Origin of the sequence: Micromonospora sp. CA-269861 (assembly GCF_050948505.1) — a bacterium.
Classification (GTDB): Bacteria; Actinomycetota; Actinomycetes; order Mycobacteriales; family Micromonosporaceae; genus Micromonospora.
The window spans coordinates 6,585,281-6,611,890 of sequence record NZ_CP192014.1 but is presented as its reverse complement, the minus strand read 5'-3'; the positions used below and the strand labels follow the sequence as shown (position 1 = coordinate 6,611,890).

Below are 26,610 nucleotides of genomic sequence, written 5' to 3'. Positions count from 1 at the left end.
ACACAAACTGCAAGATCGGCGCGCTTGGCGCGCTTGGCGCGGCGGCGCGGCGCTGGCGCGGCCCGCATGGCGGCTGGCCAGGCGGGTAGGCGGGAGCGTTCGGGGTTGCGTGCGGCCCCGGGCCGAGGAAGGGAGCGGGGTATGACGGCAACGAATCAGAGCGGCAGAGGCCAGCAGGCCCGCCAGGAGGCCTCCCGGGTCGGTCAGCAGGCCGCGCAGGCCGGGGGCCAGGTCACCCACACCGCCGCTGAGCAGGGCGGGCAGGTGGCCGCAGAGGCGCGGCGGCAGGCCCGGCAGTTGACCGGTGAGGCCACCGGGCAGCTTCGGGAGCAGGCGCAGACGCAGCAGCGGCGGGCCGCTTCGGGCCTGCGCGACCTGGGTCAGAATCTGAGTTCGATGGCCGAACGGGACGGCGATTCCGGGCTGGCCGGTCAAGTGGTACGTAGGGCGGCCGACGCCGCCCAGCAGGCCGCCGGCTGGCTCGACGAGCGCGAACCCGGCGAGGTGCTCGACGAGGTCCGCACGTACGCGCGGCAACACCCGGCGACGTTCCTCGCCGGCGCGGCGGTGGCCGGGCTGCTGGTCGGGCGGCTCACCCGGGGTCTGACCGCGCCGTCCTCGGGCAACGGTCAGGGTGGCAACGCGTCAGGTGCCCAGTCACCCGCGCAGGGTGCACCGGCGGACACCGGTCAGCAGCCGTACGTGGGGACGGCGCGGGCGCAGAACGTCTCGCCCGCCGGGCAACCCGCGCGGGACCTGCCCGGCGGGGTGGCACCGTGAGCGCCCCGGAGAAGGAGCGGACTCAGGCCTCGGTCGGCGAGCTGATCGGCGATGTGACCCGGGACATGTCCACCCTGGTACGCAAGGAGGTCGAGCTGGCCAAGGCCGAGCTGCGCGAGGAGGTCAGCCAGGCGGGCAAGGCCGGCGGCATGTTCGGCGGCGCCGCGCTGGCCGGGTTCCTGGCGGTGCTCTTCGTGTCGTACGCCATCTGGTGGGGGCTGTCCAACACGATGGACCAGGGGTGGGCGGCACTGATCGTCGCGGTCCTCTGGGCCGCTGCGGCCGGTGGTCTCTTCATCAACGCCCGGACCCAGCTGAAGCGGGCTCGTACGGTCCTGCCCCGGACGAAGCAGACTGCCCGGGAGCTGCCGGACGCCCTGCGGGGCCGGTGAACGAGTCGGGAGGGAACAGGTCATGTCCAGTGATCCGGATCGGATCCGGCGGGAGATCGAGACCACCCGCAACGAGTTGAGCAGTGACGTCGACGCGCTGACCGACAAGGTCAACCCGCGTCGGATCGCCGGTGACCGCGTCGGGCAGGCGCGCGGGGCGTTCACCCGAGCGAAGGAGAAGATGATGGGCAACTCGAACCATCTGGGTCAGGAGGCTGGCCAGCGGATGTCGCACGCGGCCGGCTCGGTACGCGACGAGACCCGTTCACTCGGGCAGCACTCCCGCGAGCAGGCTCAGGGCAATCCGATGGCTGCCGGCCTGGTGGCCTTCGGAGTCGGTCTGCTGGCCGCGTCGTTGATCCCGCCGAGCGGGCGTGAGCGGCAACTCGCCGGACGGGCGCGGAGCATGGTGAGTGAGCACTCCGGTGAGCTGCGCGAGCAGGCGAGCCAGGTGGGTCACCAGATGCAGGACAACCTGCGGGAGCCTGCGCAGCAGGCGGCGCAGTCGGTCCGGTCCAGCGCCCAGCAGGGCGTGTCCGCGGTACGCGACCAGGGCCGTTCGGCCGCCGGTCAGGTGCAGGGAGAGACGCATGCGGCCGTCGACGACCTTCGACAGCGCTGACCCGATCGGTGCGCCGGGGCCGGCGTCGGTGATGCGGGTACGCTCCGCGTCCGCGCCGGCCCCGGGCCGGCCGGTCAACGAGGACGTGGTCTTCCGGTTCGGCCCGTTGGTCGGTGTCCTGGACGGCGCGACGGTGCCGGACGGCTTCGACACCGGTTGCGTGCACGGGCCCGAGTGGTACGTCCGGCACCTGGCCGCCCGGATCGGCGTCGCCGAGGCGGTCCGTCCGGCCGCCCGGCTCACCAGCAACCTGGCCGCGGCCATCCTCGCGGTGCGCGCCGACCACGGTGGGCAGTGCGACCTCGACCACCCGGGCACCCCGTCCAGCACTGTCTGCCTCCTGCGGGACTGCGGCGACCAGGTGGACTACCTGGTGCTCTGCGACAGCCCTCTGGTCCTCGACGTCGGCGGGCGGGTCAGCGTGGTCACCGACAACCGGCTGGACGCGGCGATGACGGAGCTTCGGGAGACAGTGGCCATCGTGCCGGGCGGCGGGGCGGACCCGGTCACCAGGTTCCGGCACGCGGTGAGCGTCCAGCGGGAGCGGATGAACCGCACCCACGGCTACTGGGTGGCGGCCTCCGACCCGGACGCGGCCTTCCACGCGGTGACCGGGAGCGCGCCCCGGCACGGTCCGGGGGCGCTACGGCGGGCGGCGCTGCTGAGTGACGGCGCGTCCAGCGCGGTGGAGCAGTTCGAGCTGACCGACTGGGCCGGTCTGCTGGACCTGCTGAGCGCCGACGGTCCGGGCGCGTTGATCGACCGCGTGCGGGACGCCGAGCGCGACCACGGCGACCGACTGCGCCGGCACAAGTCCACCGACGACGCGTCGGTGGTGTTCTGCGAGTTCGGGGCGGCGGTTTGAGCGTTCGACACCCGGTCGGGTGACAACAGAGCGTGATGTGGAACACCCGGGCCGCCCGACCGGCCGGTACCGCTGTCCGGACCGCCAGTGGATGGCCAATGGGGTGGACTTCGGCCGATGAGGGCGGCAGACTGCGGCACGTGGCGGGTGCGGTCCGGCTGGAGCCGGTGGACGAGCGGAACCTGGAGCCGTTGCTCTCCGTAGCGGCTGCGGAGGCGGAACCCGGCGACGTCATGCCCCCGGTCGAGGCGCCCGCCGGCTGGTCGCTCGCCCGCCGTGAGGCGTTCCGAGAATTCCACCGGGCGAGCTTCGGCGGGCTGGACGGCCCGACCCGTTCGCAGATGTACGCGATCATCGTCGGTGGCGAGGTGCTGGGCATGGTGCGGATGACGCGCTGTGACGAGCCCGGCACTGTGGAGGCCGGGATGTGGCTCGGCCGCTCGGCACGGGGGCAGGGGATCGGCGCGGCCGCCCTGCGGGAGCTGCTGAACGCCGCCGCTGCGGCGGGTATGCGGGCGGTGGTCGCCGAGACGACCCCGGACAACATCGGCGCGGTCTCGGTCTTGCAGAAGTGCGGCGCGAAACTGCGCGAGGACGACGGCAGGGTACGCGCCGAGATCTGCCTCGATTCGACGCCGCCCGCCTTCTGAGGTGCCCGTCGGGGCCGGCGGCGACCGCAGGGGCCGCCGCCGACCGAGCGGATCAGGCCGGGAGCCGGACGATGTCGTAGTCGGTGGTCGGCGTCGACTCCACGTCGAATCGGCCGTTCACCACGTACAACGCCGAGCCGAGCAGGTCGCCGGTGGCCGGCGAACGCAGCAGCGGGCCGGTGATCTCGCGCTGCACCACACCGGCGGTGTATCCGGCGTTCAGCCGGACCACCGCGACGACGTTCGTCAGGTTCCGGATCACGTGCAGGGTGCGACCACGCAGCACCAGCCCGTCGGCCCGGTCCACGGAGTAGCCGCCCAGGTCGAAGACGCGGCTTCCGCCGGTACGCGGGTCGACGCGCACGAGCTGACCGGTCAGCATCTGCGCGACCAGCAGCTCACCGTTCGGCAGCGCCACGATCCCGTTGTTGAACGCGTCCGGCGTCGCGCCCGGACCGGTGAGCGGCAGCACCCGGAACGCGTCGGGGGCCGGCAGTCGACCACCCGGGCCGAGCGGCACCACGTACAGCACCGGCCGGATGGAGTCGGTGAAGTAGATCGCCCGCTTGGTGATCACCAGATCGTTGACCAGGGTGTCCGGCTCGCTGGTGAACTGGTAGTGGGCCAGTCGGGCGCCGGTGCCCGGGTCGTACACGCTGGCCCCGCCGCCGGAGAAGTCGGCGGTCCAGAGCCGGCCGTGCGTGTCGAGCTTGATGCCCGCCTTGGCGGTGCCCGGTGTGCCGGGAATCAGCACCGCGCCGCGCCCGGTACGTAAGTCGCCCCGCCACACGGCACCATCCAGGACGGAGCCCACGTAGACGGTGGTGCCCCGACCGATCGTCAGTCCTTCCGGGGTGAACCCGTTCGGCAGCGCGATCCGGGTGGGGAACGGCTTCGCCGGATGAGCCGTCGCCGGCGCGCCGACCGAGACCAGGGTCGCCGCTGCCACGAGGGGGACGAGGAGGAGAGAGAGCCGCTTGCGCAAGGAACACCACCTGACGTCGCAGTGGATTACTCCACTGAGGAATGTGACGTACTAGGAACGTCCCGGGCGCGGCAAAAGGTTGTGCCGGCCTGATCACTCCCGGTTGGCGGCGTACGCGGCCAGCCCGGCGACCTGGGCCGGGTCCAGCGACGGGCGTACCCGGGCCCGCGCGGTCGACACGTGCTCGGCGGTGACCGTGGCGGCGGCGAGCGACTCCCGCATCGCGGCCAGCGCCGCCTCGCGGACCAGCGCCGCGCAGTCCGCCGCGGAGAAGCCGGTCAGCTCGTCGCCGAGGGCGGACAGGTCCACGTCCGGTGCCAGCGGCACCTGCCGGGACGCCGCTCGCAGGATCTCCGCGCGGGCGGGCCCGTCCGGTGGTGGCACGTAGACCAGCCGTTCCAACCGCCCCGGCCGCAGCAGCGCCGGGTCGATCAGGTCCGGCCGGTTCGTCGCGCCGACGACCACCACGTTGCGCAGCGTCTCCGCCCCGTCCAGTTCGGTGAGCAGGGCGGCGACCACCCGGTCCGTGGTGCCCCCGTCGGTGGCCTGGCCGCGTACCGGGGCCAGCGCGTCCACCTCGTCCAGGAAGATCAGGGTGGGGGCCGCCTCCCGGGCCCGCCGGAACAGCTCACGGACCGCGCGTTCGCTCTCACCCACCCACTTGGAGAGCAGTTCGGCGCCCTTGACCGACAGCACGTTCGCCCGCCCCGACCCGGCCAGCGCCGTGACCAGGTAGGTCTTGCCGCAGCCCGGCGGCCCGTAGAGCAGAACCCCGCGCGGTGGTTGCACGCCGAGCCGGGCGAAGGTGTCCGGGTAGGTCAGCGGCCACAGCACCGACTCGGTGAGCGTCTGCTTGACCTCGTCCAGCCCACCCACGTCGTCCAGGGTCACCGAGGCCAGATCCAGGGTGGACGCCGCCATCGTGGTGGGTCGGACCACCTCCCGGGCGGCGGTGAAGTCCGCCATCGACACCGTCGGCGTCTCGGCGGACTTCTGCCGCAGCGCGGCGCGTACCCCGGCCTCCCGGACCAGTGCGGCCAGGTCCGCCGCGACGAAGCCGGGGGTACGCGCGGCCACGTCGTCCAGCCGGACGTCGTCGGCCAACGGCACCTGCCGGGTCAGCACGGTGAGCTGTTCGCGGCGCAGCGCCTGATCCGGCAGCGGGACGCTGATCCGCAGCGACAGCAGGTCAGGGGCCCGCAGTGCGCTGTCGACCGCCTCCGGCCGGCCGGTGGTGCAGACCACGGCGACGCCGGCGCGGATGCTCTCCGCGAGCACCTGCCGGAACACCGTCGCCACCGGGCCGGGATCGTCAGCGGGAGCGAGCGCCTCGACGTCGGTGACCAGCAACACCGCCGGGCCGGCGGCTCGGGCAGCAGTGGCCGCGGCGCGCAACCGCTCGGCGGCGGCCTGACTGGCCAGCGCGGCCACCTCCGGCGCCCAGAGCTGGTGAACGCGGGCGCCGACCCGGGCGGCCACGGCCCGGACCAGCGCCGACTTTCCGGAGCCTGCGGGGCCGACGAGCAACACGCCCAACGAGATGGTGGTGCCGAGCCGGCCCAGAACCTCCCGGTGGTGGAAGCCGAGGTCCAGCAGCTCGGTCAGCTCCTCGGCCTGGGCCCGCAGCCCGGGCAGCTCGTCCACGTCGGGCGCGTCCTCCGCCGGGACCACGTCCCCGCTCGCGCCCGCCCGGGTCGGCGTGACACCGGCCCGGACCGGCCCGCCGTGGGTGGTCGCGCCGTGCTCCCAGGCGACCGACGTGCCCATGGTGACGAGCGCGCCGGCCGCCGGCTCGACAGCGACCGCGGTGAGTAGCGTGCTGGTCCAGGCGAAACCGACGGTGTTGGCGAGGCTGCGACGCGCCGCCTCGACCAGGCTGCGGACCGAGGCGTCCGGCAGCACGTCCTGCGGCAGCAGCGACACGTCGTCACCGGAGGTGAGCACCTTGCCCAGCAGGGCGAGCCGGAGCATCTCCGGGCTGACCGCCGCGACGACCTCCACCGGCCCGGCCAGGACGACCCGGCCGGCCGGAACCAACGGCGCCGGGCTCACCCGCACCTGACCGCCGTCACGCAGACCCAGGTTGCCCAACGTCAGGTCGTCGGCGTACAGCAGGGCGCTGCTCGCGCCCGGCCCGGCCGCAGCCGCGATCCCGGCCGTCTCCCGGCGGCCGGTGAGGCGGACCGGGTCGCCGGGGCGTAGCCCCAGCGCGGTCAGCGCCTCCGGGTGCAGGCGCACGATGCCCCGTCGGGCGTCCAGCGCCGCCGGCCGCAGGCTCGCCGTCAAGGTCAGGTCGGGTTGCGCCACTGCCCGACCGTAGCCGCCGGCAGCCAGCCCCGCCGGTCAGCGCCGCGGATCGAGCTCGTCCAGGAGCGTCGGGTCGCGTCGGATCAGCTCGGCCAACCGGGCCGCCGGGTCCGGGGTCAACCCGTCCGGGCCGGGCGCCCAGGCGGGCACCGTCCGGCCGGAGAGCGGCCAGGCCGGCGGGGGTTCCAGCGGGGGCGGCGGGGGCACCGGGCCGACCGTGACGGCGGGCCCGTCCCAGGAGACCCGCATCGGGTACGTCCGCCCGGCATGCTCCACCTGCACGGTCACCGCCAGACCGGGGTACGCCCCGACGACCTGGCGGACCGCCTCGGCCACGTCCTCGACCGGCCCCCAACCGGCCACGTCGCTGGCGGTCTCCACCCCGGCGTGCCGGCCCGACCGGGCGTTGCGGGTGCCGCTGTCGAGGCCGGGCGGGCTCGACGGTGCGGTGGTGTCGTCACGGTCGGTGGCCCGACGGCGCGACGCCTCCTCACGTCGGGCCAGCCGGGCCAGCGTCTCGTCCAGGTCGCCCCTCACCAGATCACCTCTTCCCGCCACGGCCGGAGCTGGTCGGCTCAGGCTCTCCTGTCCCGGGTAGCGCGGTCCAGCGCGCGGTCCAGGACGACCAGTAGGGCGTCCCGCACCGAGAGCCGGTCGCGGGCATCGAACTGCACCAGGGGTACATGATCGCCGATGGCCAGCGCCCAGCGGATCTCGCCGAGCTCCAGGGCCAGTCGCCCGTCGAAGGCGTTGACCCCGACGACGAACGGCAGCCCTGCCCGCTCGAAGAAGTCGATGGCCGGGAAGCAGTCGTCCAGCCGTGCGCTGTCCACGACCACGAGCGCGCCGAGCGCTCCCCGGGCCAGGTCGTCCCACATGAAGCCGAACCGGGTCTGCCCCGGCGTGCCGAACAGGTAGAGCTTCAGGCTGCGGTCGATCGTCACGCAGCCGAAATCCATCGCCACAGTGGTGGTGGTCTTGGTGGACCGGGCACCGGGGTCGTCCACGCCGATCCCGGCGCTTGTCATCTCGGCCTCGGTGGTCAGGGGTGCGATCTCGGAGATGGCACCCACGGTGGTGGTCTTGCCCACCCCGAACCCGCCGGCCACCAGGATCTTGACCGGGATCGGCGGTGCGGCCGGCTTACCTGCCGGAGGCGGCACCGACCCCACAGCCGACGAGGGCCGGTACGGCGGCGGTGCGGTCGGGGGTGGGGTCGGGGGTGGGCCGGCCCGCCCGACGATCGGCCCGGTGCCCGGGGACATGCCGTAACGGGCTGCGGCGCTGTTCGCGGCGACCCCGCCGAGCGGGGCGGCCGGCCATTCAGGAGATCGCACGGAGTCCATCAATCACTCGCAGGATGAGATCGGGGTCGACAGCGTCGTCGGTGTCGGTGAGGTGCACGTCCAGGTGCCCGGCGGCGCGCAGGTCGCCGACCAGGACCCGTACCACGCCGAAGTGCAGTCGGGCGCGGGCCGAGATCTCGGCCACCGAGATCGGTTCGGCGCAGAGCGCGATGATCGTCTGAAGTTCCGGTGCCAGCAGGGTGCCTGGTGGGCCGGCCCACCAGCCGCTGTCCGTGCGGAGGGTCACCTGGGTCTCCAGCCCGATCGCCGGGTCGGCGCCCGCCACCCGCCCGGAGGTGAGCACGAACGGACGGGGACCGGCCGGCCGGTCCCCGTCCGGCTGCGGCTCCGGCTCGGGCAGCGCCGGTGTCGCCGTCGCGCCGTCCCCGGTCGGGGATGTCGTGCGCAGGTACGGGCGGATCCGAACCCTGGGTTCCGGATCCGGATCCTCGCCGGCGACGTCGGGGGTCACTGCTGAACGGCGTTCTTCAACTCGACGATCAGTCGCGGGGTCAGGGCGCCACCGGCCCGCCCGGCGAAGAGCGTCATCTCGTACGCGACAGTGCCCAGGTTCGCCGTACGGTCGGCGACCACCCCGAGCACGGAACCGCTGCTGATCGCGCTGATCAGCAGGTAGCCGTCGGCCATGTCGACGATCACCCGGTTCAGGCCGCCGAGCGCGTACCAACTGGCGGCCCCACCGGCGAGGCTTGTCATCCCGGACACGACGGCGGCCAACCGCTCCGCGTTGGACCGATCCTTGATCGCCGACATGGCCATCAGCAGACCGTCCGAGGAGACCGCGATCGCCTCCAGGACCCCGGCGGTGCTGGAGGTGAAGGAGTCCAGCAGCCAGTTGAACGTACGGGCCTCCGGGCTGAGGTCCCCGGTGGCGCCGGGCTGAGTCTGGTCGACATTGTCGTGCAGGAAGGGGCTGGTCACCGTGATGATCCTTCTTCGTTCCGGTGGTCGGGGCTGACTTCGCGGAGAGCGCGGGCGACGCCCGCCTCGAACTCGTTGATGAGATCGCGGACCTCGGCCGGGTCACCGAGGTGCGTGCTGGGCGGTTGGCAGGCCGGGATGGCGGTGAGGTTCGCCCCCGGTACCCGTCGGCTCAACCGGGGCCGCTCCGGTGCGGCATCGGTCGAGCCGCCACCACGCGGCACCGTGGGGCCGGCGCCGCCCGGGGTGCTGGGCAGGTCGACGGTCGAGCCCTGGTCCACCACGGCCGTCCCGGCGCTGGCTGTGCGCGCCGCACCGTCGAGGCCGTTCGGTGCCACCTGTAGCTCGGCACGGCGTACCCCGAGCTGGAAGGCCTCGACCAGCGCGCGGGCCGCGGCGGGGTCCGCGCCGGTGGCGTCCACCGGCCGGGTCGTCGCGGCGGTGGCGTGCAGAGTCGCCCCGGGCACCCGCTGCCGCACCCGTGGGCCGGCCGGCTTGCCCGACGGTTCCGGGCTCTGGGGTTCGGGGACCGCGGGCTTCGGCTGGCCCTGACCGAAAGCGTTCCAGGACGGGCCGGCGTCCAGGCTGCGGGTGGCCCGGCTGAGCAGGTCCGAGTCGAAGCGGGCGGGCGCGGTGACGGCTGCCGCGCGGGGCCGCTCGGGGTCGAGCGTCGCCGTCGTGCGTCGGTCCCGCTCCGGCACCGCGGCGCGGGCCACGGCGGCCCCGGCGCGGTCGGCGCGGCGCAGCACCAGCGACGCCGACGGGATCTCCAGCTGTGCGGTCACCCCACCGCCGCCGGTGGCGGCCAGGGCAACCTGCCAGCCGTGCCGACGGGCCAACCGGCCCACCACGAACAGACCGAGCACCTCGGTCGGGGCAAGGTCGAGCCGTTCCCGGCGGGTGAACCGGGCGTTCTCCTCAGCGAGTCGCTGCTCGCTCATGCCGATGCCGTGGTCCACCACTGTCAGCCGCGCACCGAGGCCGGACGTCTCGGCGGCCACCAGCACCCGGGTGTGCGGCGGGGAGAAGACTGTGGCGTTCTCCATCAGCTCGGCCAGGGCCAGGACGAGGTCACCGACCACCGCCGGCGCGGCCGAGACGCCCGTCGGCACCTGGACTTCCACCCGGGTGTAGTCCTCGATCTCACCGAGCGCCAACCGGACCACGTCGGCCAGCGGCACCGGCGCGGTGTGCGCGTCGGCCCCGGCCGAGCCGGAGAGCACCACGAGGCTGCCGGCGTTGCGCCGCAACCGGCTGGAGATGTGGTCGAGCCGGTACAGGTGCTCCAGGCGGCCGGGGTCGGCCTCCTGCTGCTCCAGCCGGTCGATCAGCGCGATCTGCCGACCCACCAGGTTCTGGGTACGCCGCCCGACGTGGCCGAACATCTGCGCCACGTTGCGCCGGCCGGCGACCTGCCGCTCGACGAGCTGCGCCGCCGTGTTCTGCACCCGGTCGAAGGCCCGCGCCAGGTCGCCGATCTCGTCGTTGGCGCGGATGTCCACGGGTTCCAGCCGGACCGCTTGAGGTCTCTCCGTCTCGTCGTCGGTGACCCGGACCAGCTCCGCCTCGGCGACCCGGGCGACCCGGTCGGCCGAGCGGGTGAGCCGGGTCAGTGGTCGGGCCACAGTCCGCGCCACCGCCACGCTGAGCAGCACCACAAGCGTCAGGATCAACGCCGCCGCGGCACCGACCAGGTACGCGGCGGTCAGCGCGCGCCGCTGCTCGGCCGTCACCTCGGCGAGCACGTCGGCGACCAGCTTCTTCTCGACGAACTGACCGAGCCGGATCATCGTGCGGACGGCCGGGAAGAGCGCCTCCATCGGCACGTCGCGGACCGCCGCGGCCGGATCCCGGGCGCTCCTGGTCAGGAAGTCGGGACTGGTACGCGCGGCCACGGCAGCGTCGTTGAGCTGGGCCACCGTGAGCTGCTCGGGCGTGATCAGGCTGCGGAAGCGCGAGTTGTCGACCATGAGCGCGGCGATGCACGCCACGTACCCGGCGGTGGTGTCCGGTGTGCCGATCGCCTTGACCAGCAGGCTCAGGGTGGCGCAGGCGCCCAGGCCCTCGTCGGCGCGGAGCAGCCCGTCGAGAGCGACCACCTGACGGCCCGGCAACGTGCTGGTGTCCACACCGACCACCAGCCGCAGTGACTCGATGATCCCCTTGTTGACCGGGCCGAACGCGTCCATCACCTGACCCGGGTTGGCGACCCGGGCGAGGACGGCCGTCCGCAGGTCGATGAGTCTGGACACGCCGTCGAGGGCGCGGTCGACCTCGTCGGTGAGCGCGTCGCTCCGCGCCGCCCGGAGGTCGGCCACCCGGTCGTCCACGTCGGCGGACTTGCGGACCAGTTCACTGCGGTCGACCCGGCCGAGCAGGAAGCCGACGGAGAGGATGCGTTCCTGCTGGAGGTCCTGGACCAGGCTGCCGACCCGGCTGGCGAGCCGGACCCGCTCGGCGGTGTCGCCGGCGCGCTGTGCCGTGGCGACCCGGTCGAGCATCACCGGCACGGCCAGGCCGACCATGCTGAGCAGCGGGATCACCACGAGCAGGGCGAGCTTGCCGCGGATCCGGAGCCTACCGAGCAGCATCGAACGCCCCCCACTGTGCGATCTCCGGGTCACGGGCCGCGCCGATCGGTTGCAGCGCGCGCGGCTCGTCGTTCGGCGGTTGCCAGGGGCCGCGGGGCAGCGGGGTGTCGGGGCTCTCCGCGTGGGTCGCGGCCAGGGCGGCCCGATGCCGTGCCCGCCGACGGGCGGCGACCAGCAACGCGGCGAGCCAGCTCAGCAACAGGGCGGCGACGACCCCCGCCCCGGCGGTCAACCAGCGGTCCCGGTTGAGCCGGTCGATGCGCTCGACCAGCAGGGCGTCCAACTCGGTGAGGATGACCGGCTGAAGTTGGCGGGCCGAGCGGTGCGAGTTGAGCGCGGCGGCACTCAACTGGGCCGGGTTGATCACACCGGTGTCCTTGCCCGGCACGGAGTACGCGGCGAGCGCCTCCACCGAACGTTGGTAGGTGTCCAGCGGGGTCAGCACGTTGGCACCGAGGTCGGTGCTCTCCGAACCGTCCACGGCCGAGCGCAGGTTGTCGACGAGGTCGGCGGCGGGTGCCAGGGCGGACACCCGCAGGCCGGTCAGTTCCATCAGGCCGCGCGGTTGCTCGGCGGCCGGCCGGCGGGAGACCAGCGTGCCCAGGTCGGCGAGCCGGCCGGCGGCGACCACCGCCTCGGGGAGTTCCTGGCCGGCGCTGTCCTGGAGGAAGAACGAGTCGGCCACGGGGTCGCGGACCAGCCCGGAGCTCTCCCGGACCTTCCGGTGCAGGTCCAGCAGCAGGTCGGCGACCTCGCCGTACGCGGTGTAGGCGGCTTCGGGGTCGGCGGCGCTCCGGCCGCGCAGCGCCTCCAGCTTGGCCCGTACGCCGGCCCAGCGTTCCTGGCTGAGCAACTCCCCGCCGATGCGGGCGTCGACCGCGGCAGCCTTCTCGACCGCCCCGTTCAACGCCTCCCGTGCGACGGGGCGGCCGTTGACCGCGTTGGACTGGTCCTCCACCAGCGCGTCGGTGACCGCCGCCAGCGCGGTGAGGTACTGAACGCCGAGCCGTTCCCGGGCGGCAAGGTCCCGGTCGTCGGTGGCCTGCCGCCAGTTCGTCGTGACGAGCAGGCCCAACGGTGCCAACAGTGCTCCGATGAGCAGCAGGGGCAGCAGTCGGCCCAGCGTGGACGGCCGTCGACGGGCCCGCGGCGCGGGGACTGTCATGTGTGTCTCCTCCGGCGTGGGGCGCGGATCGGCGCGGCGTCGGACTGGCCGACAAGTCCCGTGCACCGGACCGGAAAACTAATCGAAGCCTCGCCTGGTCAGACCTGACTGGGCGAGTCAGGTTCGCGTCACTTCGAGCCATGTCACCATTTGTCCGCGTTACCGGCACGCTCTGTGTCATCTGTGGGTGTGACATGGAGGGATCGAGGTGGATATCCGCGGAAGATCGGAATTCACGGGATCCGAACTCAACTCACTGTGCCGCGTCGGACGTTGCGCGCTCGCACCCCACTCCGCACCGATCGGGGCAACCGGACGGACGTACGGCGGATCTCAGCCAACGCTCAGGCTGCGGGCCGTACCGTGTGCCGCATGACATCGCCGTCGCCGGCCGCGTGGTTCCGGCGTGCCCTGCCCACCCGCCGCCGTGCGACCGCCGCCGCGGTGGTCGTCGTGCTGTTGGCCGCCGCTGTGACCTGGGCGGTGTGGCCACAGGGACCGGGCGTACGCACCGAGAGCGCGATGCTCACCGTCCGCTCCGGACCGTCCGGCGACCAGCCGGTGAACCTGGACACCACCTTCTACCTGCCGGACGACGCCTCGTCCGGTCGGAAGGTGCCGGCGGTGCTGCTGGCGCACGGGTTCGGCGGCACGAAGGAGTCGGTGCGCTCCGACGCGGAGGAGTTCGCCGGGCGCGGCTACGCGGTGCTCACCTGGACCGCGCGGGGTTTCGGCCGCAGCGGTGGCGAGATCCACCTGGACAACCCGGACTACGAGGTACGCGACGCCGAGCGGCTGCTGGACTGGCTGGCCGCCCGGCCGGAGGTACGCACCGACGCAGCCGGCGACCCGAAGGTCGGTGTGGTCGGCGGCTCGTACGGCGGTGGGTTGGCGTTGCTGCTCGCCGCCCAGGACCGTCGGGTCGACGCGATCGTGCCCATGATCACTTGGAATGACCTGTCCCGCGCGTTCCTGCCGGAGAGCACCGGCGGCGCGCCGACCGAGGGCGTGTTCAAGAAGGGCTGGGCCGGCCTCTTCTTCGGCGGGGGCGGCAACGTGGGCTCCGGCCCGGCCGGGCTCTCCGGTGCGACCGCCGCCCAGCCGCAGGGCGCACCGGCTTCGGCTGGCCCGCCCAGCCCTGGGCCGGGCGCCGGCCCCGGCACCGGCCCCGGTGGTGCCCCGGCGGGTGCCGCCGACCCGTCCTGCGGTCGGTTCGCCGCCGACGTGTGCGCCGCGTACCTCCGGATCGCCACCACCGGCCGGGCCGACCAGGCCGCCGTGGACCTGCTGCGCCGATCCAGCCCGGCGGGCGTGCTGGACCGGATCAAGGCACCCACCCTGCTGGTGCAGGGCGAGGCGGACACGCTCTTTCCGCTCGGCGAGGCGGACGCGAACGCGCGCGGCATCGCCGCCACCGGCACCCCGGTACGCGTCGCCTGGTTCACCGGCGGGCACGACGGTGGCAGTGGACCGCGCTCGGACTCCGACCGGGTGAAGTTCCTGACCGTCCAGTGGCTCGACCACTACGTCAAGGGCGAGGGGGACGCGCCCGGCGACGACTTCACCTGGTCGCGGATCGCCGGCTTCGACGCGCTCGACAGGGGTCTCGTCGCCACCGGTTTCCGCCGCGCCGACTACCCGGGCCTGACCGGCAACGCCCGCCGGGAGGTGGCGGTCGCCGGTCCGGCACAGCCGATCGCGAACCCGCCGAACGGCAACCCGGCCGCCATCTCGTCGATCCCGTTCGCGGGCGGGCTCGCCTCGCTGCTGGACGGCGTGGCCGGCGACGTGCCCGGCCAGCACGCCCAGTTCGAGTCGACCCCGCTGACCGAGGCTGTCGACGTGGCCGGTGCGCCCACCGTCACCCTGCGGGCCGCGTCGCCGACCGGCGAGGCGGTGCTCTTCGTCAAGCTCTACGACGTCGACCCGGACGGCGCGGCCACCCTGCCGAACGGCCTGGTTGCCCCGATCCGGCTCACCGGCCTGCCGCAGCAGGTGCAGGACGCCCGCCCGGTCACGGTGACGCTGCCCGGGATCGTCCGCCGGGTGGAGGCCGGGCACCGGCTGCGACTGGTGGTGGCCACCTCCGACCAGGCGTACACCACGCCCGCCGCGCCGACCGTCTACACGGTGGCCGCGGACGGCGCGGTCAGCCTGCCCACGGTCAGCGGGGAGCCGATCCCCACCGCGGCGACGATCTGGCGCTGGGTGCTCGCCGGCCTGCTCGCCGCCATCGTGATCGGGCTCGTCGTGGTCGTCGCCCTGGTCCGCCGCCGGCACCGCCGCCAGGACCGGTCGGTGCATCCGGAGTACGCGGACACCCCGCTGGCCGTGCGCGCACTGCGCAAGGAGTACGCGGACGGCTTCGTCGCCGTGTCGAACGTGGACTTCGAGGTGCACCCCGGTCAGGTCGTGGGTCTGCTCGGGCCGAACGGCGCCGGCAAGACCACCACCCTGCGGGTGCTGATGGGGCTTACCCAGCCGACCGCCGGGGAGATCTACGTCTTCGGTCGTCGGTTGGTGCCCGGATCGCCGGTGCTGTCCCGGATCGGGGCGCTGGTGGAGGGGCCGGGCTTCCTGCCGCACCTGTCGGGTCTGGACAACCTGAAGGCGTACTGGCGGGCCACCGGGCGGCCGTGGGAGGACGCGCAGTTCGACGCGGCGCTGGAGATCGCCGGGCTGGGTGACTCGGTGCACCGGAGGATCAAGAACTACAGCCACGGGATGCGCCAGCGTCTCGCCATCGCCCAGGCGATGCTGGGCCTCCCCGAACTGCTGGTGTTGGACGAGCCGACCGACGGCCTCGACCCGCCGCAGATCGCCGAGATGCGCCGGGTGCTCCAGCGGTACGCCACGGACGGCCGGGCGGTGCTGGTCTCCAGCCACCTGCTGGCCGAGGTGGAGCAGACGTGCACGCACGCGGTGGTGGTGAACAAGGGCCGGATCGTGGCGTCCGGGCCGGTGGAGGAGATCGTGGGCGAGTCGCCGAGCGTGCTCTTCGACGTCACCGACCCGGTGGCGGCGCGGGCGGTGCTGGACCGGCTGCACGGGGTCCGCGTGTTGCCGGAGAGCGACGGTCAGCTCGTGGTCGACACCAACGGCACGGCCCGCAGCGAGGTGGTGGCGGAGCTGGTACGCGCCGGCATCGGGGTGGATCGGGTGGTGCCTCGGCGGCGCCTGGAGGACGCGTTCCTCGCCCTGGTGGGCGAGAACTCTCGGGGAAGCGGTGACCGGTGATGGTTGTTACTGACGCGGGTGAGGCCCGTGGCTACCGGCCGTCGGCCACCATGCCGTTCGCGGCGGAGTTCCGTCGGCAGGCGTCCCGGCGGCGGACCCAGCTGGCGCTCGGGTTCATGGTGCTGCTGCCGCTGATCATCCTGATCGCGTTCCAGTTCGACTCGGGCGGCGACGACGACAACGGTCGCAACGAGTTCGCCAGCCTGGTCGAGCTGGCCACCTCGGGCGGGCTCAACTTCACCCTGTTCTCGATCTTCGTCTCGGCGTCGTTCCTGCTGGTGGTGGTCGTCGCGCTGTTCTGCGGCGACACGGTGGCCAGCGAGGCGAGCTGGGGCAGCCTGCGGTATCTGCTGGCGATCCCGGTGCCCCGGGCGCGGTTGCTGACGGTGAAGCTGGTGGTCGCGCTCGCGTACTCGGGTCTGGCCCTGCTCCTGTTGGCCGGCACCGCATTGCTGGCCGGCACCCTGCGCTACGGCTGGTCGCCGCTGCGCAGCACCGTCGCCGCCGAGCTGGAACCCACCGAGGGTCTGCTCCGGTTGCTGGCCGTGCTGGGCTACCTGGCGGTCGTCCTGCTGGTGGTGGCCGGTCTGGCGTTCCTGCTGTCGGTGACGACGGACGCCGCGCTGGGCGCGGTCGGTGGTGCGGTCCTGCTCTGGATCCTGTCCAGCATCCTGGACCAGATCACCGCCCTGGGCGCGCTGCGCGACTTCCTGCCCACCCACTTCAGCACCGCCTGGCTGGGTCTGCTCTCGACTCCGGTGCAGACCGACGACGTGGTGCGCGGCTGCATCTCGGCGATCAGCTACGCGACGCTGTTCTGGGGGCTGGCGTTCTGGCGCTTCACCCGCAAGGACATCACGTCGTAGCCTGTCGGCTCACAGTCGGCTGTCGGGCGGGCTCACCGACGACGGCACCGCGCTCGGGGCCGGTGGCGGGGCCGGTCGGGTCGGCACCGGCGTGGACGGGTCGGCCTTCTTCCAGGCGCTGACGCCGATCCGGCCGGTGTTGCCGAGGTCGATCGGCCCGTCCGGGTCCACCTCCTCGGCCGGCTGGCCGGCAGCCGGCGCCACAGTCAGAAACTCGCCGTTGGTGGCGACCACCGTCGGATCGGTGACCAGGTTGCGCCAGAGCACCACGGCGGTGGCCCGCTCCCCGGTGGCGAGGGTGACCTGCCGGGGTGGCTGGTCGAAGCCCGAGGTGATCTCCTTGGCGCCGTTGACCACCCGCAGCATGACGGGCTCGCGTGCTTCGTCGAACACGTGCAGAACCGGGTAACCGTTGAGCTGGTAGGGGCGCTCGCCGCAGTTGACCAACTCCACGCCGAGAGCGCGTAGGCCCATTGCGGCGTCCCCGCCGGTCGCCCGGATCCGAACCCCGGTGGCAGGGCACTCGGCCGTCGGCTCGGTGCTCGCGGTCGGGCCCGCCTCCGGCCTCGGCGTGGGAGGCGGTCCGCTCGGGTCTCCGGACTGGCCGCGATGGTCACCAGGTCGGCAGGCGCCGAGCGCGAGGACCGCCGTTACGGCTGTCAGCGCCGTCACCGCCCTGACCGTCGCGGACGCTGTGCCGGCCCGTCGCCCTGCTGACGTCTCGCGAAAGATCATCCGCCGATCCTCGCGCACGGGGGCGTTCCACCGCTGACCGCCCCCGGCCCTGAGCTGGTGTGGGTGCCCCTGTCGTTCGTTCTCGGTTGCGCGTCCCTCCCGCTCGGGCCTGCTGCCGTCGCTGGCAGCGGGACTTCTCCTGGCGTGCCTTTGGAGCTGAATCGTTTGCGACATCACCAGGCGGATGACCACGGGGCCACGTCCACGGGGCGACGTGCACGGGCCACGTCCTGCCCCACGTCTGGGGCAGGTCGACGGGCCATGGGGAAGGGTGTGGGCGTCCTCGTCATAGCGCTTTCACGAGGGATTTTCCCACCAGCAAAGAACTTATGATTTTCGATGCCTCCATGCCGCACGATGGGCGGGACCTATTCACCATCATCGATGAAGGTGCCATGAACGTCTCTCGGCTCGGCGGGCCGACCCTGTCCCTGTTCCGCATCGTGATCGGCCTGCTGTTCACGTTGCACGGCCTGTCCTCGGTATTCGGGTTGTTCGGCGGCAACCCGATGACTGGCAAGGCGGTACCGCTCGGCACCTGGCCGGGCTGGTGGGCCGCCATGATCCAGTTGGTCTGCGGCGTACTGGTGCTGGTCGGGCTCTTCACCCGACCCGCCGCGCTCCTCGCCTCCGGCTCGATGGCGTACGCCTACTTCGTGGTGCACCAGCCGGACGCTCTGCTGCCGCTGCACAACGGAGGCGAGCGGGCGGCACTCTTCTGCGCGTCCGGTCGAGGGTCGGTCGACGCGCCCTGACGAGCCGCGCACCTTCGCTGATGTCGCAGACGATTCAGCTCCATAGGGAGCGACTGAGGAGTTCCCAGCCGCCGCCGGACGGGAGCGGCCGGACGGGCGGAGGGTGGGTGAGGGCGGGGCGGGCGAGGGGCGGGGCGGGGCGGGCGAAGGGCGGGGCGGGCGAAGGGCGGGGCGGGCGAAGGGCGGGGCGGGTGTCAGGTCGGCGGGCGCTGGCTGAGGACCGCGTCCAGTAGGCCGGGATAGAGCTTGTCCAGCTCGTCCCTCCGGAGCCGGACCAGTCGGCTGGTGCCGGCGGCCCGGGTGCGGGTCAGGCCCGCCTCGCGCAGCACCTTGAGGTGGTGGCTGCGGGTCGCCTTGGAGACGCCGAAGTCGAAGCTGCCGCAGGCGGACTCGCCGCCCTCGGCGAGCGCCCGGACGATCTGTAGCCGCACGTCGTCGGCGAGTGCGGCCAACACGCTGGTGACCGGTACGGCGGTCAGGTCGGGCTCGTGCGGCTCCATGTGACCAGTGTAACCGTTGTTCGACAATAATCGAACAACACCCTATGGTCGGTGTCGTTGGTTCGACGATACTCGAACATTGGAGTTGCCGATGCGATCCCGTGCCACCGCGTATCCACTGGTCGCCGTGCTCGGCTGGGGCGTGATGTTCCCGATCCTGGCCAGCGCGCTCAACCGGGTCGACCCGCTCAACCTGACCACCGCGCGCTACCTGCTGGCCGCCGTCGTCCTGGTCGCCATCCTGCTGATCCGCGAGGGGGCCGGCGCGCTGCGGCACGGTGGCCGGGCGCTGGAGGTGGTGGTGCTGGGAGTGGTCGGCTTCGCGGGCTTCAACCTGCTCACCAACCTGGCGCTCGAACACGCCGCCCCGCAGCAGATCTCGCTCTTCGTGGCCACCACTCCGGTGATCACCCAACTCGTCCGCTGGGCTCGCGACGGCGTACGCCCAAAGCCGCTCCTGCTGGCCCTCTCCCTCGTGGCGCTCCTCGGAGTCGGTCTGGTGATCACGCGCGGGAGCCTGGCCGGCCTCGGCCAGTTCGGCCTCGGCGGGCTCATGATGGTCGGCGCGGTGCTGGGCTGGGGCATCTACACCCACGGTGCCAGCCGGTTCGGCGAGTGGTCCCCGCTGCGCTTCACCACCCTGACCGCGCTTGCCGGCACGGCCGCCATGCTCGTCCTGAGCATCGGCGCCGACGCCGTCGGCTGGCAGCACGCGCCGGGCGCCGACGACCTCGTGGCGGTCGCCCCGCAGTTGGCGTACGCCGTGCTCGTGGGCGCGGTGATCGCGGTCCTGGCCTGGAACACCGGTGTGCAGCGACTCGGTGCCGCCAACGCCGCGCTGTTCATGAACCTGGTCCCGGTGACCACCTTCGCGGTGCAGATCGCCCGCGGCTACCGTCCGGAGCCCGTCGAACTGGTCGGGGCCGCCATAACGATCGCCGCCCTGATCGCCGCGAACCTCGCCGCCCGGCCGCGGACCCCGGCGCTGCCCCGGCCGAGCGCGGTGACGGACCCGATCGCGGTGACCGATCCCGTGGCCGTGAGTGCCCGCTGATCAGTCGCCATGGGCGGCGGCAGGGACACCTCCGCTGGAGCATCCGTGGCAGGATGAACCGCCAGGACCAGCCATTGCCATCGATCGACCGATGCCTGGTGAGGGGGCCGTTGTGACGTCGCTCGAAACCGAGGCCATGCGCAAGGCGGGCCAGGCGATCAGCACGGACGCGAAAGAGTTCGCCGACACGGTGCTGCCCAAGATCGCCTCGCTGACGCTGCCGCGGGATGCCTTTCCGATGTTCGCCTGGAACCTTCCCGACGACTACGAGCGTGTCCGGCAGGGCGTGAACGACGTCGCCGCAGCGCTCCAGAAGACGATGGACTCGATCGGCACCGCGCTGACCACCATCGCCACCCACTACGAGGAGCAGGAGCGGGTGCGGGGCGAGAACTTCACATACCAGGATTGAACGGAGCCGTGATGTCCGACTCCTCCCTCTACTCCGACCGACTCGACGGCGACACCACCGAAAACCTGTGGGTGCTGGTCGGCATCCTCGGCACCGCGCTCGCCGCGGCCGTCTGGCCGACCGTCGGCGGCCCAGCGGTGGTGGTCGGCCTCACCGCACTTGTCGAGGTCAACGTCCGCACCCCGGACCCGTGGGACAAGGGTTCCGAGGCGTGGAACGACATGAGCGATGTGTTCGAGCAGTGCAAAGCGGGGCTGACCCGAGCGCGCGGTGACGTCGACACCTACTGGGCCGATCAGGGCGCAGAGGCGTTCAAGGCGTTCCTGGAAACCCGCATCGAGCCCGCACTCAACGCGATCGCGCAGGCGGCGAGCAACGTACGGAACATGTGCGACGACATGTGGTGGGGTCTGACGACGAACCTGGTCAGCTACATCAGTGTCACCGGCGCGGCGCTGGTGGCAGCCGGTGTGGCCTACCTTTCCGGCCCCTACACACCGGCCGTGCAGTGGGCGATCGTCGGAGCATGGGCCGCGTTCGCCATCACGACGCTCACCGCCGTGCTGACCTTCGTACAGCAGGTGTGGACGGCCGGGCGTGACGTCGGCGACGCCTTCAGCGTTCTGGAGAACATGTTCACCAGCGAGAGTGACCGGATCGACACCACGAGCCTGCAGCTGCCCGAGCAGGTCCGGGTTCGCATCGCCGAGCCGAAGGGGTGGGTGAAGGAGTGAGCGACGTACCAGCCTTCGAGCACGCGGCGCGCGAGGCGGAACGCGCCGCCCTGACCGGCGGGTCGCTGCGAGCGATGACCGATCAGCTCAACGGGGTCCTCGCCCGGATCGCCGAGGCGCAGGAGGCGGTCTACGAGGGCACTGACGAATCGGGCACCGTGGTGGTCAGGGCTACCGGCGCCGGCCGGGTCGAAGACGTCTACCTCAGCCCGCAGGCGGTCCGTGACCTCGACGCACAGGCCCTCGGCGCAGCGTGCGTGACCGCCGTGGGCGACGCGAGGATGCGCGCCGCCCAGGCCCTGACCGCAACGATCGCGGAGGTTTCCGGGCAGCCCGCTCCGGTCGACGTAACCGCACCGGTTCCGCAGACGTACGATCCGGCGTCGGCCGCGGAGGCCCTGCGCGTCGCCGCCCGGAGGGCCAGATGAACCCGGACGCCCTGTCGGCAATCAGTCGTGACATCGCTGCCGCAATGGAGTCGGCGGCGGAGTTCGTCGAGCGGCCGGCGGGCGAGCAGTATCAGGCCGCGGCCGGCGACGGCGCGGTGATCGCAACCGTCGGAGTGGGCGGTCAGCTCCTCGACGTACGAATCACGCCGCAGGCCCGGCGTGCCGTGGACAACCTCACCCTCGGCGAGCACGTACGCGATGCGATCCGAGCCGCCGAGGCTGAGGCCGAGCAGGCCCGCAACGACCTGCTCGGGTCGCTGACCATCGGCGGCCGCTCGGTCGCCGAGATCCTGGCCGATCCAGGGGTGGCGATGCCCGGCGCCGTTCGACCGCGGCGGCAGCGATGACCCCCGCGCAGCGCGCCGTTGTCGTCATGGTGTCCGTCGTGGTCGCGCTCGTCGTCGTGTCGGGCGCGGTCTGGCTGCTCGCCGGCAGCGGGCGGCCCACGGGCGGCGCCATCGCTACCGCCGGCTGGATTCTGGTCGCCGTGCTGGCCCTCTTCGGGGCCGTGGCGTTCTACCTCGGGCGTCGCCGCCGGCGCTGACCAGCAGCGCGCCCTCCGCCCGGATACCGGCGGTCGGCTCACACCGTGGGATCTGCGGTAGCAGCGGCCGACAGCGTTGTCCTAGACTCGACGGCACAACTGAATACCTCATCCAGAGGGGCTGAGGGATACGGCCCGACGACGCCCCGGCAACCACCCCGCGCGCTCACCGCTGAGCGACCCGCGGGGCAGGTGCCAATTCCGTCCCCGCCGCACCGTGCGATGCGGGGAAAGATGAGAGGACTCTCGACATGACGTCGACGCTCGTCACCTCCGGCATCGACACCTCTGCCAGCCCCGCCCGCGCCCTGGTCTGTCGCGCCTGCTCGGCCCGCTACCCGCTCGCCGCCCAGCACGCCTGTTACGAGTGTTTCGGCCCGCTGGAAGTCGACTACGACACCGCCGCCCTGGCCACCGTCACCCGCGAGCAGATCGAGGCCGGCCCGAACAACATCTGGCGGTACGCCGCCCTGCTCCCCGCCGGTCAGGACCCGGCCAGCCGGGTCACCCTCGACCCGGGGCTGACCCCCCTGGTGGCGGCCCCGCACCTCGCCGCCGAGCTGGGCATCACCGCGCCGCTCTGGGTCAAGGACGACAGCGCCAACCCCACCCACTCGTTCAAGGACCGGGTCGTCTCGGTGGCGCTCACCGCCGCCAGGGCGCTCGGCTTCACCCGGTTCGCCTGCGCGTCGACAGGCAACCTGGCCAACTCGGTGGCCGCCCACGCCGCCCGCGCCGGGGTGCCCTCGGTGGTCTTCATCCCCAGCGACCTGGAGCAGGGCAAGGTCATCACCACCGCCGTCTACGGCGGCGAGCTGGTCGCCATCGACGGCTCGTACGACGACGTCAACCGGCTCTGCGGCGAACTGGTGGAGACCGACGAATTCGAGGACACCGCGTTCGTCAACGTGAACGTCCGGCCGTACTACGCGGAGGGCTCCAAGACCCTCGGCTACGAGGTGGCCGAGCAGCTCGGCTGGCGGATCCCCGCGCAGGTGGTCATTCCGATGGCGAGCGGCGAGCTGCTCACCAAGATTGACAAGGCGTTCTCCGAGCTGGTGGAGATCGGCCTGGTCGAGGCGCCCGCCGGCGGCTGGAAGGTCTTCGGCGCGCAGTCCGCCGGCTGCAACCCGATCGCCACCGCCCTGCACGCGGAGACCGACACGATCATCCCGGTCAAGCCGACAGGCATCGCCAAGTCGCTGAACATCGGTGACCCGGCGGCCGGCCTCTACGCCCTGGAGGCGGTCCGCCGTACCGGGGGCTGGATGGAGTACGTCGACGATGACGAGATCCGTGCCGGCATCCGCGATCTGGCCCGTACCACCGGGGTCTTCGCCGAAACCGCCGGTGGGGTGACAGTGGCCGTGCTGCGCAAGCTCGTCGAGTCCGGTCGGCTCGACCCGACGGCCGAGACCGTCGTGTTCAACACCGGCGAGGGGCTGAAGACCATCGACGCGGTGGCCGGCCAGGTCGGGCCGACCCACCACATCAAGCCCTCGCTGCGCGCCGCCCGCGACGCCGGCCTGCTGGGCTGATCCGGTCCGCCCCCGCCCCGCGCCCGTCGGCCGCTCCCTGGCCGGCCGGGCGGGGGATGGGCGGCCACCCGGTCGGGGGACAAGCCGGATCAGCCGGTAACTGGGTTTTCGCTGAGAGTGTGGAAAACCCGCCGCTACGGACTTGACGGCAGGAACCGGACGGCGCAAGATGCTCCGTGCGGGAGGGCATTTCGCCGAAGACTTTTGAAGTTCTTGCGACCCAACGCCGGAGGCGTTGTGCGAGTGTCCCTCCCGACCACGTTCGATCGGGCCAGCGAATAATTCGCTGGCCCGATCGCTTTTCGCGGGTGCACGCTCAACGGCATGAGCATCACGATCGCGTCGTTCGACGGCGCCGACCGGACGTCGGTCGACGAGGCGTACCGGATCGGGTCGGCGGCCAACGACGCCGATCTGCCGGACTTCCCGCCCTTCTGCCGGCGCCGCTTCGACGCGCTGTTCCACACGCCGATGCCCGGCACCGAGTCACTCTGGGCGCTGGCCCGACTGGACGGCGCGCCGGCCGGCTACCTCCAACTGGACCTGCCGCAGCTCGACAACACCGACAACGCCACCGCCGAGCTGGTGGTGCGTCCCGAGCTGCGGCGTCGGGGAGTCGGCCGGGCCCTGCACGAGTACGGGGTACGCCTGCTCCGTGAGCACGGCCGCAAGCGCGTGGTGGCGATGGCCGTCTCCGCGCTGCCCGGCGGGCCGGCCCGAAGCGTGGCGGGCGATGCGTTCGCCGCCGCCGCCGGGGCCCAGCCCGCCCTCGCCGAGGTGCGTCGCCGGCTCGACGTCAACGGGATCGACCGGGTCGCGCTGCGCGCGGCGCTCGCCGAGGCCCGCCCGCGAGCCGAGGGCTACCAGTCGGTCTGCTGGCAGGGGTCGACCCCGCAGGAGTACGTCGCCGACATCGCCTACCTCGACGGCCGGCTGCTGATGGACGCGCCCATGGGCGACGTGCAGTGGGAGCCGGAGCAGGTGGACGCCGACCGCATCCGCGGCAACGAACGGGCTCTGGACGCCCGAGGTCGGCGGCGCTACCACCTCGGGATGCGGCACGAGGCGTCCGGTCGACTTGTCGCCTGGACGCTGCTGGACGTGGGCGCCTCCGCCGACTGGCACGCGTACCAGCAGATCACCATCGTCGACCCGGCCCACCGTGGGCACCGGCTCGGCCTCATCGCCAAGGCGGAGAACCTGCACCACCTGCTCACCCACGAGCCGGCGGTACAGGTGATCGACACCTGGAACGCGGCCAGCAACAGCTACATGGTGGCGATCAACGAACAGCTCGGCTTCCGACCGGTGGACTCATGGACGGACTGGCAGCTCACCCTCTGACAGGTATCGGCGCTACTGCTCGCGGTGGGTCCTCAGGCATGATTGCGGGCATGACGGAGACCCCGCATCCCCTGTACGACAGGCACGCCGACACCCTCAACCGTGCGCTGACCGCGATCACGGAGCGGGGATACTGGTCCGCCTATCCCGAGTCCCCCAGCCCCCGCGTGTACGGCGAGACCGCCGCCGCCGACGGTAAGGCCGCTTTCGAGGCGTACCTCGGTGGTGACTTTCCGCTCGACCAGCCCGGCGCTGGCGCACGGGTCGCCACCGAGACGAGCCCGTTCGGGGTGGAGTTGGCGGTGCGGTACCCGCACGCCGGCACCGGCGAGCTGATCAGCGCAGCCTCCGCCGCGCTGCCGGCGTGGCGCGACGCCGGCCCGCAGGCCCGGGTGGGCGTCTGCCTGGAGATCCTCGACCGGCTGCACAAGCACATCTTCGAGCTGGCCAACGCTGTGCAGTTCACCAGCGGGCAGGCGTTCGTGATGGCCTTCCAGGCCGGTGGCGCGCACGCGCTGGACCGGGCGCTGGAAGCGCTGGCGTACGCGTACGCCGAGATGACCCGGCACCCGGGCACCGCAGGCTGGGAGAAGGCCGCCGGCAAGGGCGACCCGCTGCGGATGACCAAGACGTTCCACGTGGTGCCGCGTGGGGTGGCGCTTGTCATCGGCTGCAACACCTTCCCGACCTGGAACTCGTACCCCGGGCTGTTCGCCTCGCTGGTCACCGGCAACCCGGTGATCGTCAAGCCGCACCCGCGCGCGGTGCTGCCGCTGGCCATCACAGTGAAGTACGCCCGGGAGGTGCTCGCCGAGGCCGGGTTCGACCCGAACCTGATCATGCTGGCGGCCGAGGCGCCCGGTGAGAAGCTCGCGAGCGACCTGGCCCTGCACCGCGCCATCCGGATCGTCGACTTCACCGGCTCCACCGAGTACGGCGACTGGCTGGAGACGCACGCCCGGCAGGCATCGGTCTACACCGAGAAGGCCGGCCTCAACACCGTCGTCATCGACTCCACCGACGACTTCGCCGGCATGTGCCGCAACCTCGGTTTCACGCTGACCCTCTACAGCGGGCAGATGTGCACCACCTCGCAGAACATCCTCATCCCGGCCGGGGGCATCGAGACCGACCAGGGGCACAAGAGCTTCGACGACGTCGCCGGCGGGATCGCCGCGGCGGTCGGCAAGCTCACCGCCGACCCGGCCCGGGGCGTGGAGCTGACCGGCGCCATCGTCAACGACGGGGTGCTGGAACGGCTGGCCGAGGTGACCAAGGTCGGCGAGCCGGTGCTGGAGTCGCGGGCGGTGGCCCACCCGTCGTACGCCGACGCGGTGGTGCGTACCCCGACGATCGTGAAGCTCACCGCGGACGACGCGGAGACGTACGGCCGGGAGTGGTTCGGGCCGATCTCGTTCGCCATCGCGACCGACTCCACCGCGCACAGCCTGGAGCTGCTGCGCCGGACGGTCGGCGAGAAGGGCGCGCTCACCGCCGGGGTCTACTCGACGGACGAGGCCGTGCTGGACTCTGCCGAGGCGGTCGCGGTCGAGGTCGGGGTGCACCTGTCCTGCAACCTCACCGGCGGTGTCTTCGTCAACCAGTCGGCGGCGTTCTCCGACTTCCACGGCAGCGGGGCCAACGCGGCGGCCAACTCGGCGCTGACGGACGGGGCGTACGTGGCCAACCGGTTCCGGATCGTGCAGTCCCGGCGGCACGTCTGAGTTTCGGCCCAGCCCCTGCCTCGGGTGATCAAGAGGTTTGCGTCAGTTGGAGCGCTTCCTCTGACGCAAACCT

The 26,610-nt window shown here is 72.5% G+C and carries 27 protein-coding genes and 1 riboswitch; of the genes, 17 read left to right on the top strand and 10 right to left on the bottom strand.

The window, feature by feature from the left end:
- Window positions 1-141 precede the first annotated feature (141 nt).
- The 5 genes from ACQP0U_RS30435 (at window position 142) to ACQP0U_RS30415 (ending at window position 3,309) form a co-directional block, all read left to right on the top strand.
- Window positions 142-780, top strand: a complete 639-nt coding sequence (locus tag ACQP0U_RS30435) for a hypothetical protein (RefSeq protein WP_433313769.1) — start codon at window positions 142-144, stop codon at window positions 778-780.
- Window positions 777-1,172 carry a phage holin family protein gene (locus ACQP0U_RS30430; protein WP_433313766.1) on the top strand — a complete coding sequence of 132 codons (396 nt, stop codon included), beginning with the start codon at window positions 777-779 and terminating at the stop codon, window positions 1,170-1,172. The genes ACQP0U_RS30435 and ACQP0U_RS30430 overlap by 4 nt, the downstream gene beginning before the upstream one ends.
- A 22-nt stretch (window positions 1,173-1,194) precedes the next feature.
- Window positions 1,195-1,794 carry a DUF3618 domain-containing protein gene (locus tag ACQP0U_RS30425; RefSeq protein WP_433313763.1) on the top strand — a complete coding sequence of 200 codons (600 nt, stop codon included), beginning with the start codon at window positions 1,195-1,197 and terminating at the stop codon, window positions 1,792-1,794.
- Entirely contained in the window at window positions 1,763-2,659 is an 897-nt protein-coding gene (locus ACQP0U_RS30420) for a hypothetical protein (protein ID WP_433313760.1), read from the top strand. Before ACQP0U_RS30425 ends, ACQP0U_RS30420 begins: the two co-directional genes overlap by 32 nt.
- A gap of 140 nt (window positions 2,660-2,799) precedes the next feature.
- Window positions 2,800-3,309, top strand: a complete 510-nt coding sequence (locus ACQP0U_RS30415; protein ID WP_433313757.1) for a GNAT family N-acetyltransferase — start codon at window positions 2,800-2,802, stop codon at window positions 3,307-3,309.
- Window positions 3,310-3,361: 52 nt separating this feature from the next.
- Here the strand turns inward: ACQP0U_RS30415 and ACQP0U_RS30410 are convergent, their stop codons facing one another.
- The 8 genes from ACQP0U_RS30410 to ACQP0U_RS30375 all read right to left on the bottom strand — a co-directional run bounded on the left by ACQP0U_RS30410 (window position 3,362) and on the right by ACQP0U_RS30375 (window position 12,645).
- Entirely contained in the window at window positions 3,362-4,258 is an 897-nt protein-coding gene (locus tag ACQP0U_RS30410; RefSeq protein ID WP_433313755.1) for a superoxide dismutase, read from the bottom strand.
- Window positions 4,259-4,387: 129 nt separating this feature from the next.
- Complete coding sequence (locus ACQP0U_RS30405) at window positions 4,388-6,601, bottom strand: AAA family ATPase (RefSeq protein WP_433313752.1); 2,214 nt, start codon at window positions 6,599-6,601, stop codon at window positions 4,388-4,390.
- 36 nt (window positions 6,602-6,637) lie between these two features.
- On the bottom strand, window positions 6,638-7,138 hold the full coding sequence (locus ACQP0U_RS30400) for a hypothetical protein (RefSeq protein WP_433313750.1): 501 nt from the start codon (window positions 7,136-7,138) through the stop codon (window positions 6,638-6,640).
- Between the two features lie 38 nt (window positions 7,139-7,176).
- A complete protein-coding gene (locus ACQP0U_RS30395; RefSeq protein ID WP_433313747.1) occupies window positions 7,177-7,947 on the bottom strand; it encodes a GTP-binding protein in 771 nt (256 codons plus the stop codon).
- A complete protein-coding gene (locus ACQP0U_RS30390) occupies window positions 7,925-8,419 on the bottom strand; it encodes a DUF742 domain-containing protein (protein ID WP_433313744.1) in 495 nt (164 codons plus the stop codon). Before ACQP0U_RS30390 ends, ACQP0U_RS30395 begins: the two co-directional genes overlap by 23 nt.
- Window positions 8,416-8,889, bottom strand: a complete 474-nt coding sequence (locus tag ACQP0U_RS30385) for a roadblock/LC7 domain-containing protein (protein WP_433313742.1) — start codon at window positions 8,887-8,889, stop codon at window positions 8,416-8,418. Before ACQP0U_RS30385 ends, ACQP0U_RS30390 begins: the two co-directional genes overlap by 4 nt.
- Window positions 8,886-11,480 (bottom strand): nitrate- and nitrite sensing domain-containing protein, encoded by a 2,595-nt coding sequence (locus ACQP0U_RS30380; protein WP_433313739.1) that lies wholly within the window; start codon window positions 11,478-11,480, stop codon window positions 8,886-8,888. The genes ACQP0U_RS30385 and ACQP0U_RS30380 overlap by 4 nt, the downstream gene beginning before the upstream one ends.
- On the bottom strand, window positions 11,467-12,645 hold the full coding sequence (locus tag ACQP0U_RS30375) for a hypothetical protein (RefSeq protein ID WP_433313736.1): 1,179 nt from the start codon (window positions 12,643-12,645) through the stop codon (window positions 11,467-11,469). The genes ACQP0U_RS30380 and ACQP0U_RS30375 overlap by 14 nt, the downstream gene beginning before the upstream one ends.
- 372 nt (window positions 12,646-13,017) lie before the next feature.
- Between ACQP0U_RS30375 and ACQP0U_RS30370 the strand changes: the two genes are divergently transcribed.
- A complete protein-coding gene (locus ACQP0U_RS30370; protein WP_433313733.1) occupies window positions 13,018-15,882 on the top strand; it encodes an alpha/beta fold hydrolase in 2,865 nt (954 codons plus the stop codon).
- Window positions 15,882-16,748: an ABC transporter permease gene (locus ACQP0U_RS30365; RefSeq protein ID WP_433313731.1), complete on the top strand. Its 867-nt coding sequence runs from the start codon at window positions 15,882-15,884 to the stop codon at window positions 16,746-16,748. The genes ACQP0U_RS30370 and ACQP0U_RS30365 overlap by 1 nt, the downstream gene beginning before the upstream one ends.
- A 9-nt stretch (window positions 16,749-16,757) precedes the next feature.
- Here ACQP0U_RS30365 and ACQP0U_RS30360 read toward each other — a convergent pair whose 3' ends face one another.
- Window positions 16,758-17,222, bottom strand: a complete 465-nt coding sequence (locus ACQP0U_RS30360) for a DUF4232 domain-containing protein (RefSeq protein WP_433313728.1) — start codon at window positions 17,220-17,222, stop codon at window positions 16,758-16,760.
- A gap of 656 nt (window positions 17,223-17,878) precedes the next feature.
- Here ACQP0U_RS30360 and ACQP0U_RS30355 point away from each other — a divergent pair.
- On the top strand, window positions 17,879-18,238 hold the full coding sequence (locus ACQP0U_RS30355; protein ID WP_433313725.1) for a DoxX family protein: 360 nt from the start codon (window positions 17,879-17,881) through the stop codon (window positions 18,236-18,238).
- A 194-nt stretch (window positions 18,239-18,432) separates the two neighbouring features.
- Here the strand turns inward: ACQP0U_RS30355 and ACQP0U_RS30350 are convergent, their stop codons facing one another.
- On the bottom strand, window positions 18,433-18,738 hold the full coding sequence (locus tag ACQP0U_RS30350) for an ArsR/SmtB family transcription factor (protein ID WP_433313722.1): 306 nt from the start codon (window positions 18,736-18,738) through the stop codon (window positions 18,433-18,435).
- 91 nt (window positions 18,739-18,829) lie between these two features.
- Between ACQP0U_RS30350 and ACQP0U_RS30345 the strand changes: the two genes are divergently transcribed.
- From ACQP0U_RS30345 to paaN, 9 genes are all read left to right on the top strand, one after another.
- Window positions 18,830-19,792, top strand: a complete 963-nt coding sequence (locus ACQP0U_RS30345) for a DMT family transporter (RefSeq protein ID WP_433313719.1) — start codon at window positions 18,830-18,832, stop codon at window positions 19,790-19,792.
- 112 nt (window positions 19,793-19,904) lie between these two features.
- Window positions 19,905-20,204: a hypothetical protein gene (locus ACQP0U_RS30340; RefSeq protein ID WP_433313716.1), complete on the top strand. Its 300-nt coding sequence runs from the start codon at window positions 19,905-19,907 to the stop codon at window positions 20,202-20,204.
- A gap of 11 nt (window positions 20,205-20,215) precedes the next feature.
- Complete coding sequence (locus ACQP0U_RS30335; protein ID WP_433313713.1) at window positions 20,216-20,938, top strand: hypothetical protein; 723 nt, start codon at window positions 20,216-20,218, stop codon at window positions 20,936-20,938.
- Window positions 20,935-21,366 (top strand): YbaB/EbfC family nucleoid-associated protein, encoded by a 432-nt coding sequence (locus ACQP0U_RS30330; RefSeq protein WP_433313710.1) that lies wholly within the window; start codon window positions 20,935-20,937, stop codon window positions 21,364-21,366. The genes ACQP0U_RS30335 and ACQP0U_RS30330 overlap by 4 nt, the downstream gene beginning before the upstream one ends.
- The gene (locus ACQP0U_RS30325) at window positions 21,363-21,734 is read left to right on the top strand and encodes a YbaB/EbfC family nucleoid-associated protein (RefSeq protein ID WP_433313707.1); all 372 of its coding nucleotides are present in this window, start codon (window positions 21,363-21,365) and stop codon (window positions 21,732-21,734) included. The genes ACQP0U_RS30330 and ACQP0U_RS30325 overlap by 4 nt, the downstream gene beginning before the upstream one ends.
- The gene (locus tag ACQP0U_RS30320) at window positions 21,731-21,931 is read left to right on the top strand and encodes a hypothetical protein (protein ID WP_433313704.1); all 201 of its coding nucleotides are present in this window, start codon (window positions 21,731-21,733) and stop codon (window positions 21,929-21,931) included. Before ACQP0U_RS30325 ends, ACQP0U_RS30320 begins: the two co-directional genes overlap by 4 nt.
- A 105-nt stretch (window positions 21,932-22,036) precedes the next feature.
- A riboswitch (SAM riboswitch) is annotated at window positions 22,037-22,172 on the top strand.
- Window positions 22,173-22,182: 10 nt separating this feature from the next.
- Window positions 22,183-23,469 carry a threonine synthase gene (gene thrC / locus ACQP0U_RS30315; RefSeq protein WP_196920007.1) on the top strand — a complete coding sequence of 429 codons (1,287 nt, stop codon included), beginning with the start codon at window positions 22,183-22,185 and terminating at the stop codon, window positions 23,467-23,469.
- Window positions 23,470-23,793: 324 nt separating this feature from the next.
- The gene (locus ACQP0U_RS30310; RefSeq protein WP_433313702.1) at window positions 23,794-24,813 is read left to right on the top strand and encodes a GNAT family N-acetyltransferase; all 1,020 of its coding nucleotides are present in this window, start codon (window positions 23,794-23,796) and stop codon (window positions 24,811-24,813) included.
- Between the two features lie 50 nt (window positions 24,814-24,863).
- A complete protein-coding gene (paaN, locus tag ACQP0U_RS30305; RefSeq protein WP_433313700.1) occupies window positions 24,864-26,537 on the top strand; it encodes a phenylacetic acid degradation protein PaaN in 1,674 nt (557 codons plus the stop codon).
- The last annotated feature ends 73 nt before the right edge of the window (window positions 26,538-26,610 follow it).

Excerpts from the sequence above, each read along its gene's own strand:
- thrC (WP_196920007.1), top strand. The coding sequence starts at position 22,183 with ATGACGTCGACGCTCGTCACCTCCGGCATCGACACCTCTGCCAGCCCC.
- ACQP0U_RS30435 (WP_433313769.1), top strand. The coding sequence starts at position 142 with ATGACGGCAACGAATCAGAGCGGCAGAGGCCAGCAGGCCCGCCAGGAG.
- ACQP0U_RS30345 (WP_433313719.1), top strand. The coding sequence starts at position 18,830 with ATGCGATCCCGTGCCACCGCGTATCCACTGGTCGCCGTGCTCGGCTGG.
- ACQP0U_RS30425 (WP_433313763.1), top strand. The coding sequence starts at position 1,195 with ATGTCCAGTGATCCGGATCGGATCCGGCGGGAGATCGAGACCACCCGC.
- ACQP0U_RS30335 (WP_433313713.1), top strand. The coding sequence starts at position 20,216 with ATGTCCGACTCCTCCCTCTACTCCGACCGACTCGACGGCGACACCACC.
- ACQP0U_RS30365 (WP_433313731.1), top strand. The coding sequence starts at position 15,882 with ATGGTTGTTACTGACGCGGGTGAGGCCCGTGGCTACCGGCCGTCGGCC.
- ACQP0U_RS30360 (WP_433313728.1), bottom strand. The coding sequence starts at position 17,222 with ATGGGCCTACGCGCTCTCGGCGTGGAGTTGGTCAACTGCGGCGAGCGC.
- ACQP0U_RS30320 (WP_433313704.1), top strand. The coding sequence starts at position 21,731 with ATGACCCCCGCGCAGCGCGCCGTTGTCGTCATGGTGTCCGTCGTGGTC.
- ACQP0U_RS30355 (WP_433313725.1), top strand. The coding sequence starts at position 17,879 with ATGAACGTCTCTCGGCTCGGCGGGCCGACCCTGTCCCTGTTCCGCATC.
- ACQP0U_RS30380 (WP_433313739.1), bottom strand. The coding sequence starts at position 11,480 with ATGCTGCTCGGTAGGCTCCGGATCCGCGGCAAGCTCGCCCTGCTCGTG.
- ACQP0U_RS30375 (WP_433313736.1), bottom strand. The coding sequence starts at position 12,645 with ATGACAGTCCCCGCGCCGCGGGCCCGTCGACGGCCGTCCACGCTGGGC.
- ACQP0U_RS30370 (WP_433313733.1), top strand. The coding sequence starts at position 13,018 with ATGACATCGCCGTCGCCGGCCGCGTGGTTCCGGCGTGCCCTGCCCACC.
- ACQP0U_RS30395 (WP_433313747.1), bottom strand. The coding sequence starts at position 7,947 with ATGGACTCCGTGCGATCTCCTGAATGGCCGGCCGCCCCGCTCGGCGGG.
- ACQP0U_RS30325 (WP_433313707.1), top strand. The coding sequence starts at position 21,363 with ATGAACCCGGACGCCCTGTCGGCAATCAGTCGTGACATCGCTGCCGCA.
- ACQP0U_RS30420 (WP_433313760.1), top strand. The coding sequence starts at position 1,763 with ATGCGGCCGTCGACGACCTTCGACAGCGCTGACCCGATCGGTGCGCCG.
- ACQP0U_RS30350 (WP_433313722.1), bottom strand. The coding sequence starts at position 18,738 with ATGGAGCCGCACGAGCCCGACCTGACCGCCGTACCGGTCACCAGCGTG.
- ACQP0U_RS30310 (WP_433313702.1), top strand. The coding sequence starts at position 23,794 with ATGAGCATCACGATCGCGTCGTTCGACGGCGCCGACCGGACGTCGGTC.
- paaN (WP_433313700.1), top strand. The coding sequence starts at position 24,864 with ATGACGGAGACCCCGCATCCCCTGTACGACAGGCACGCCGACACCCTC.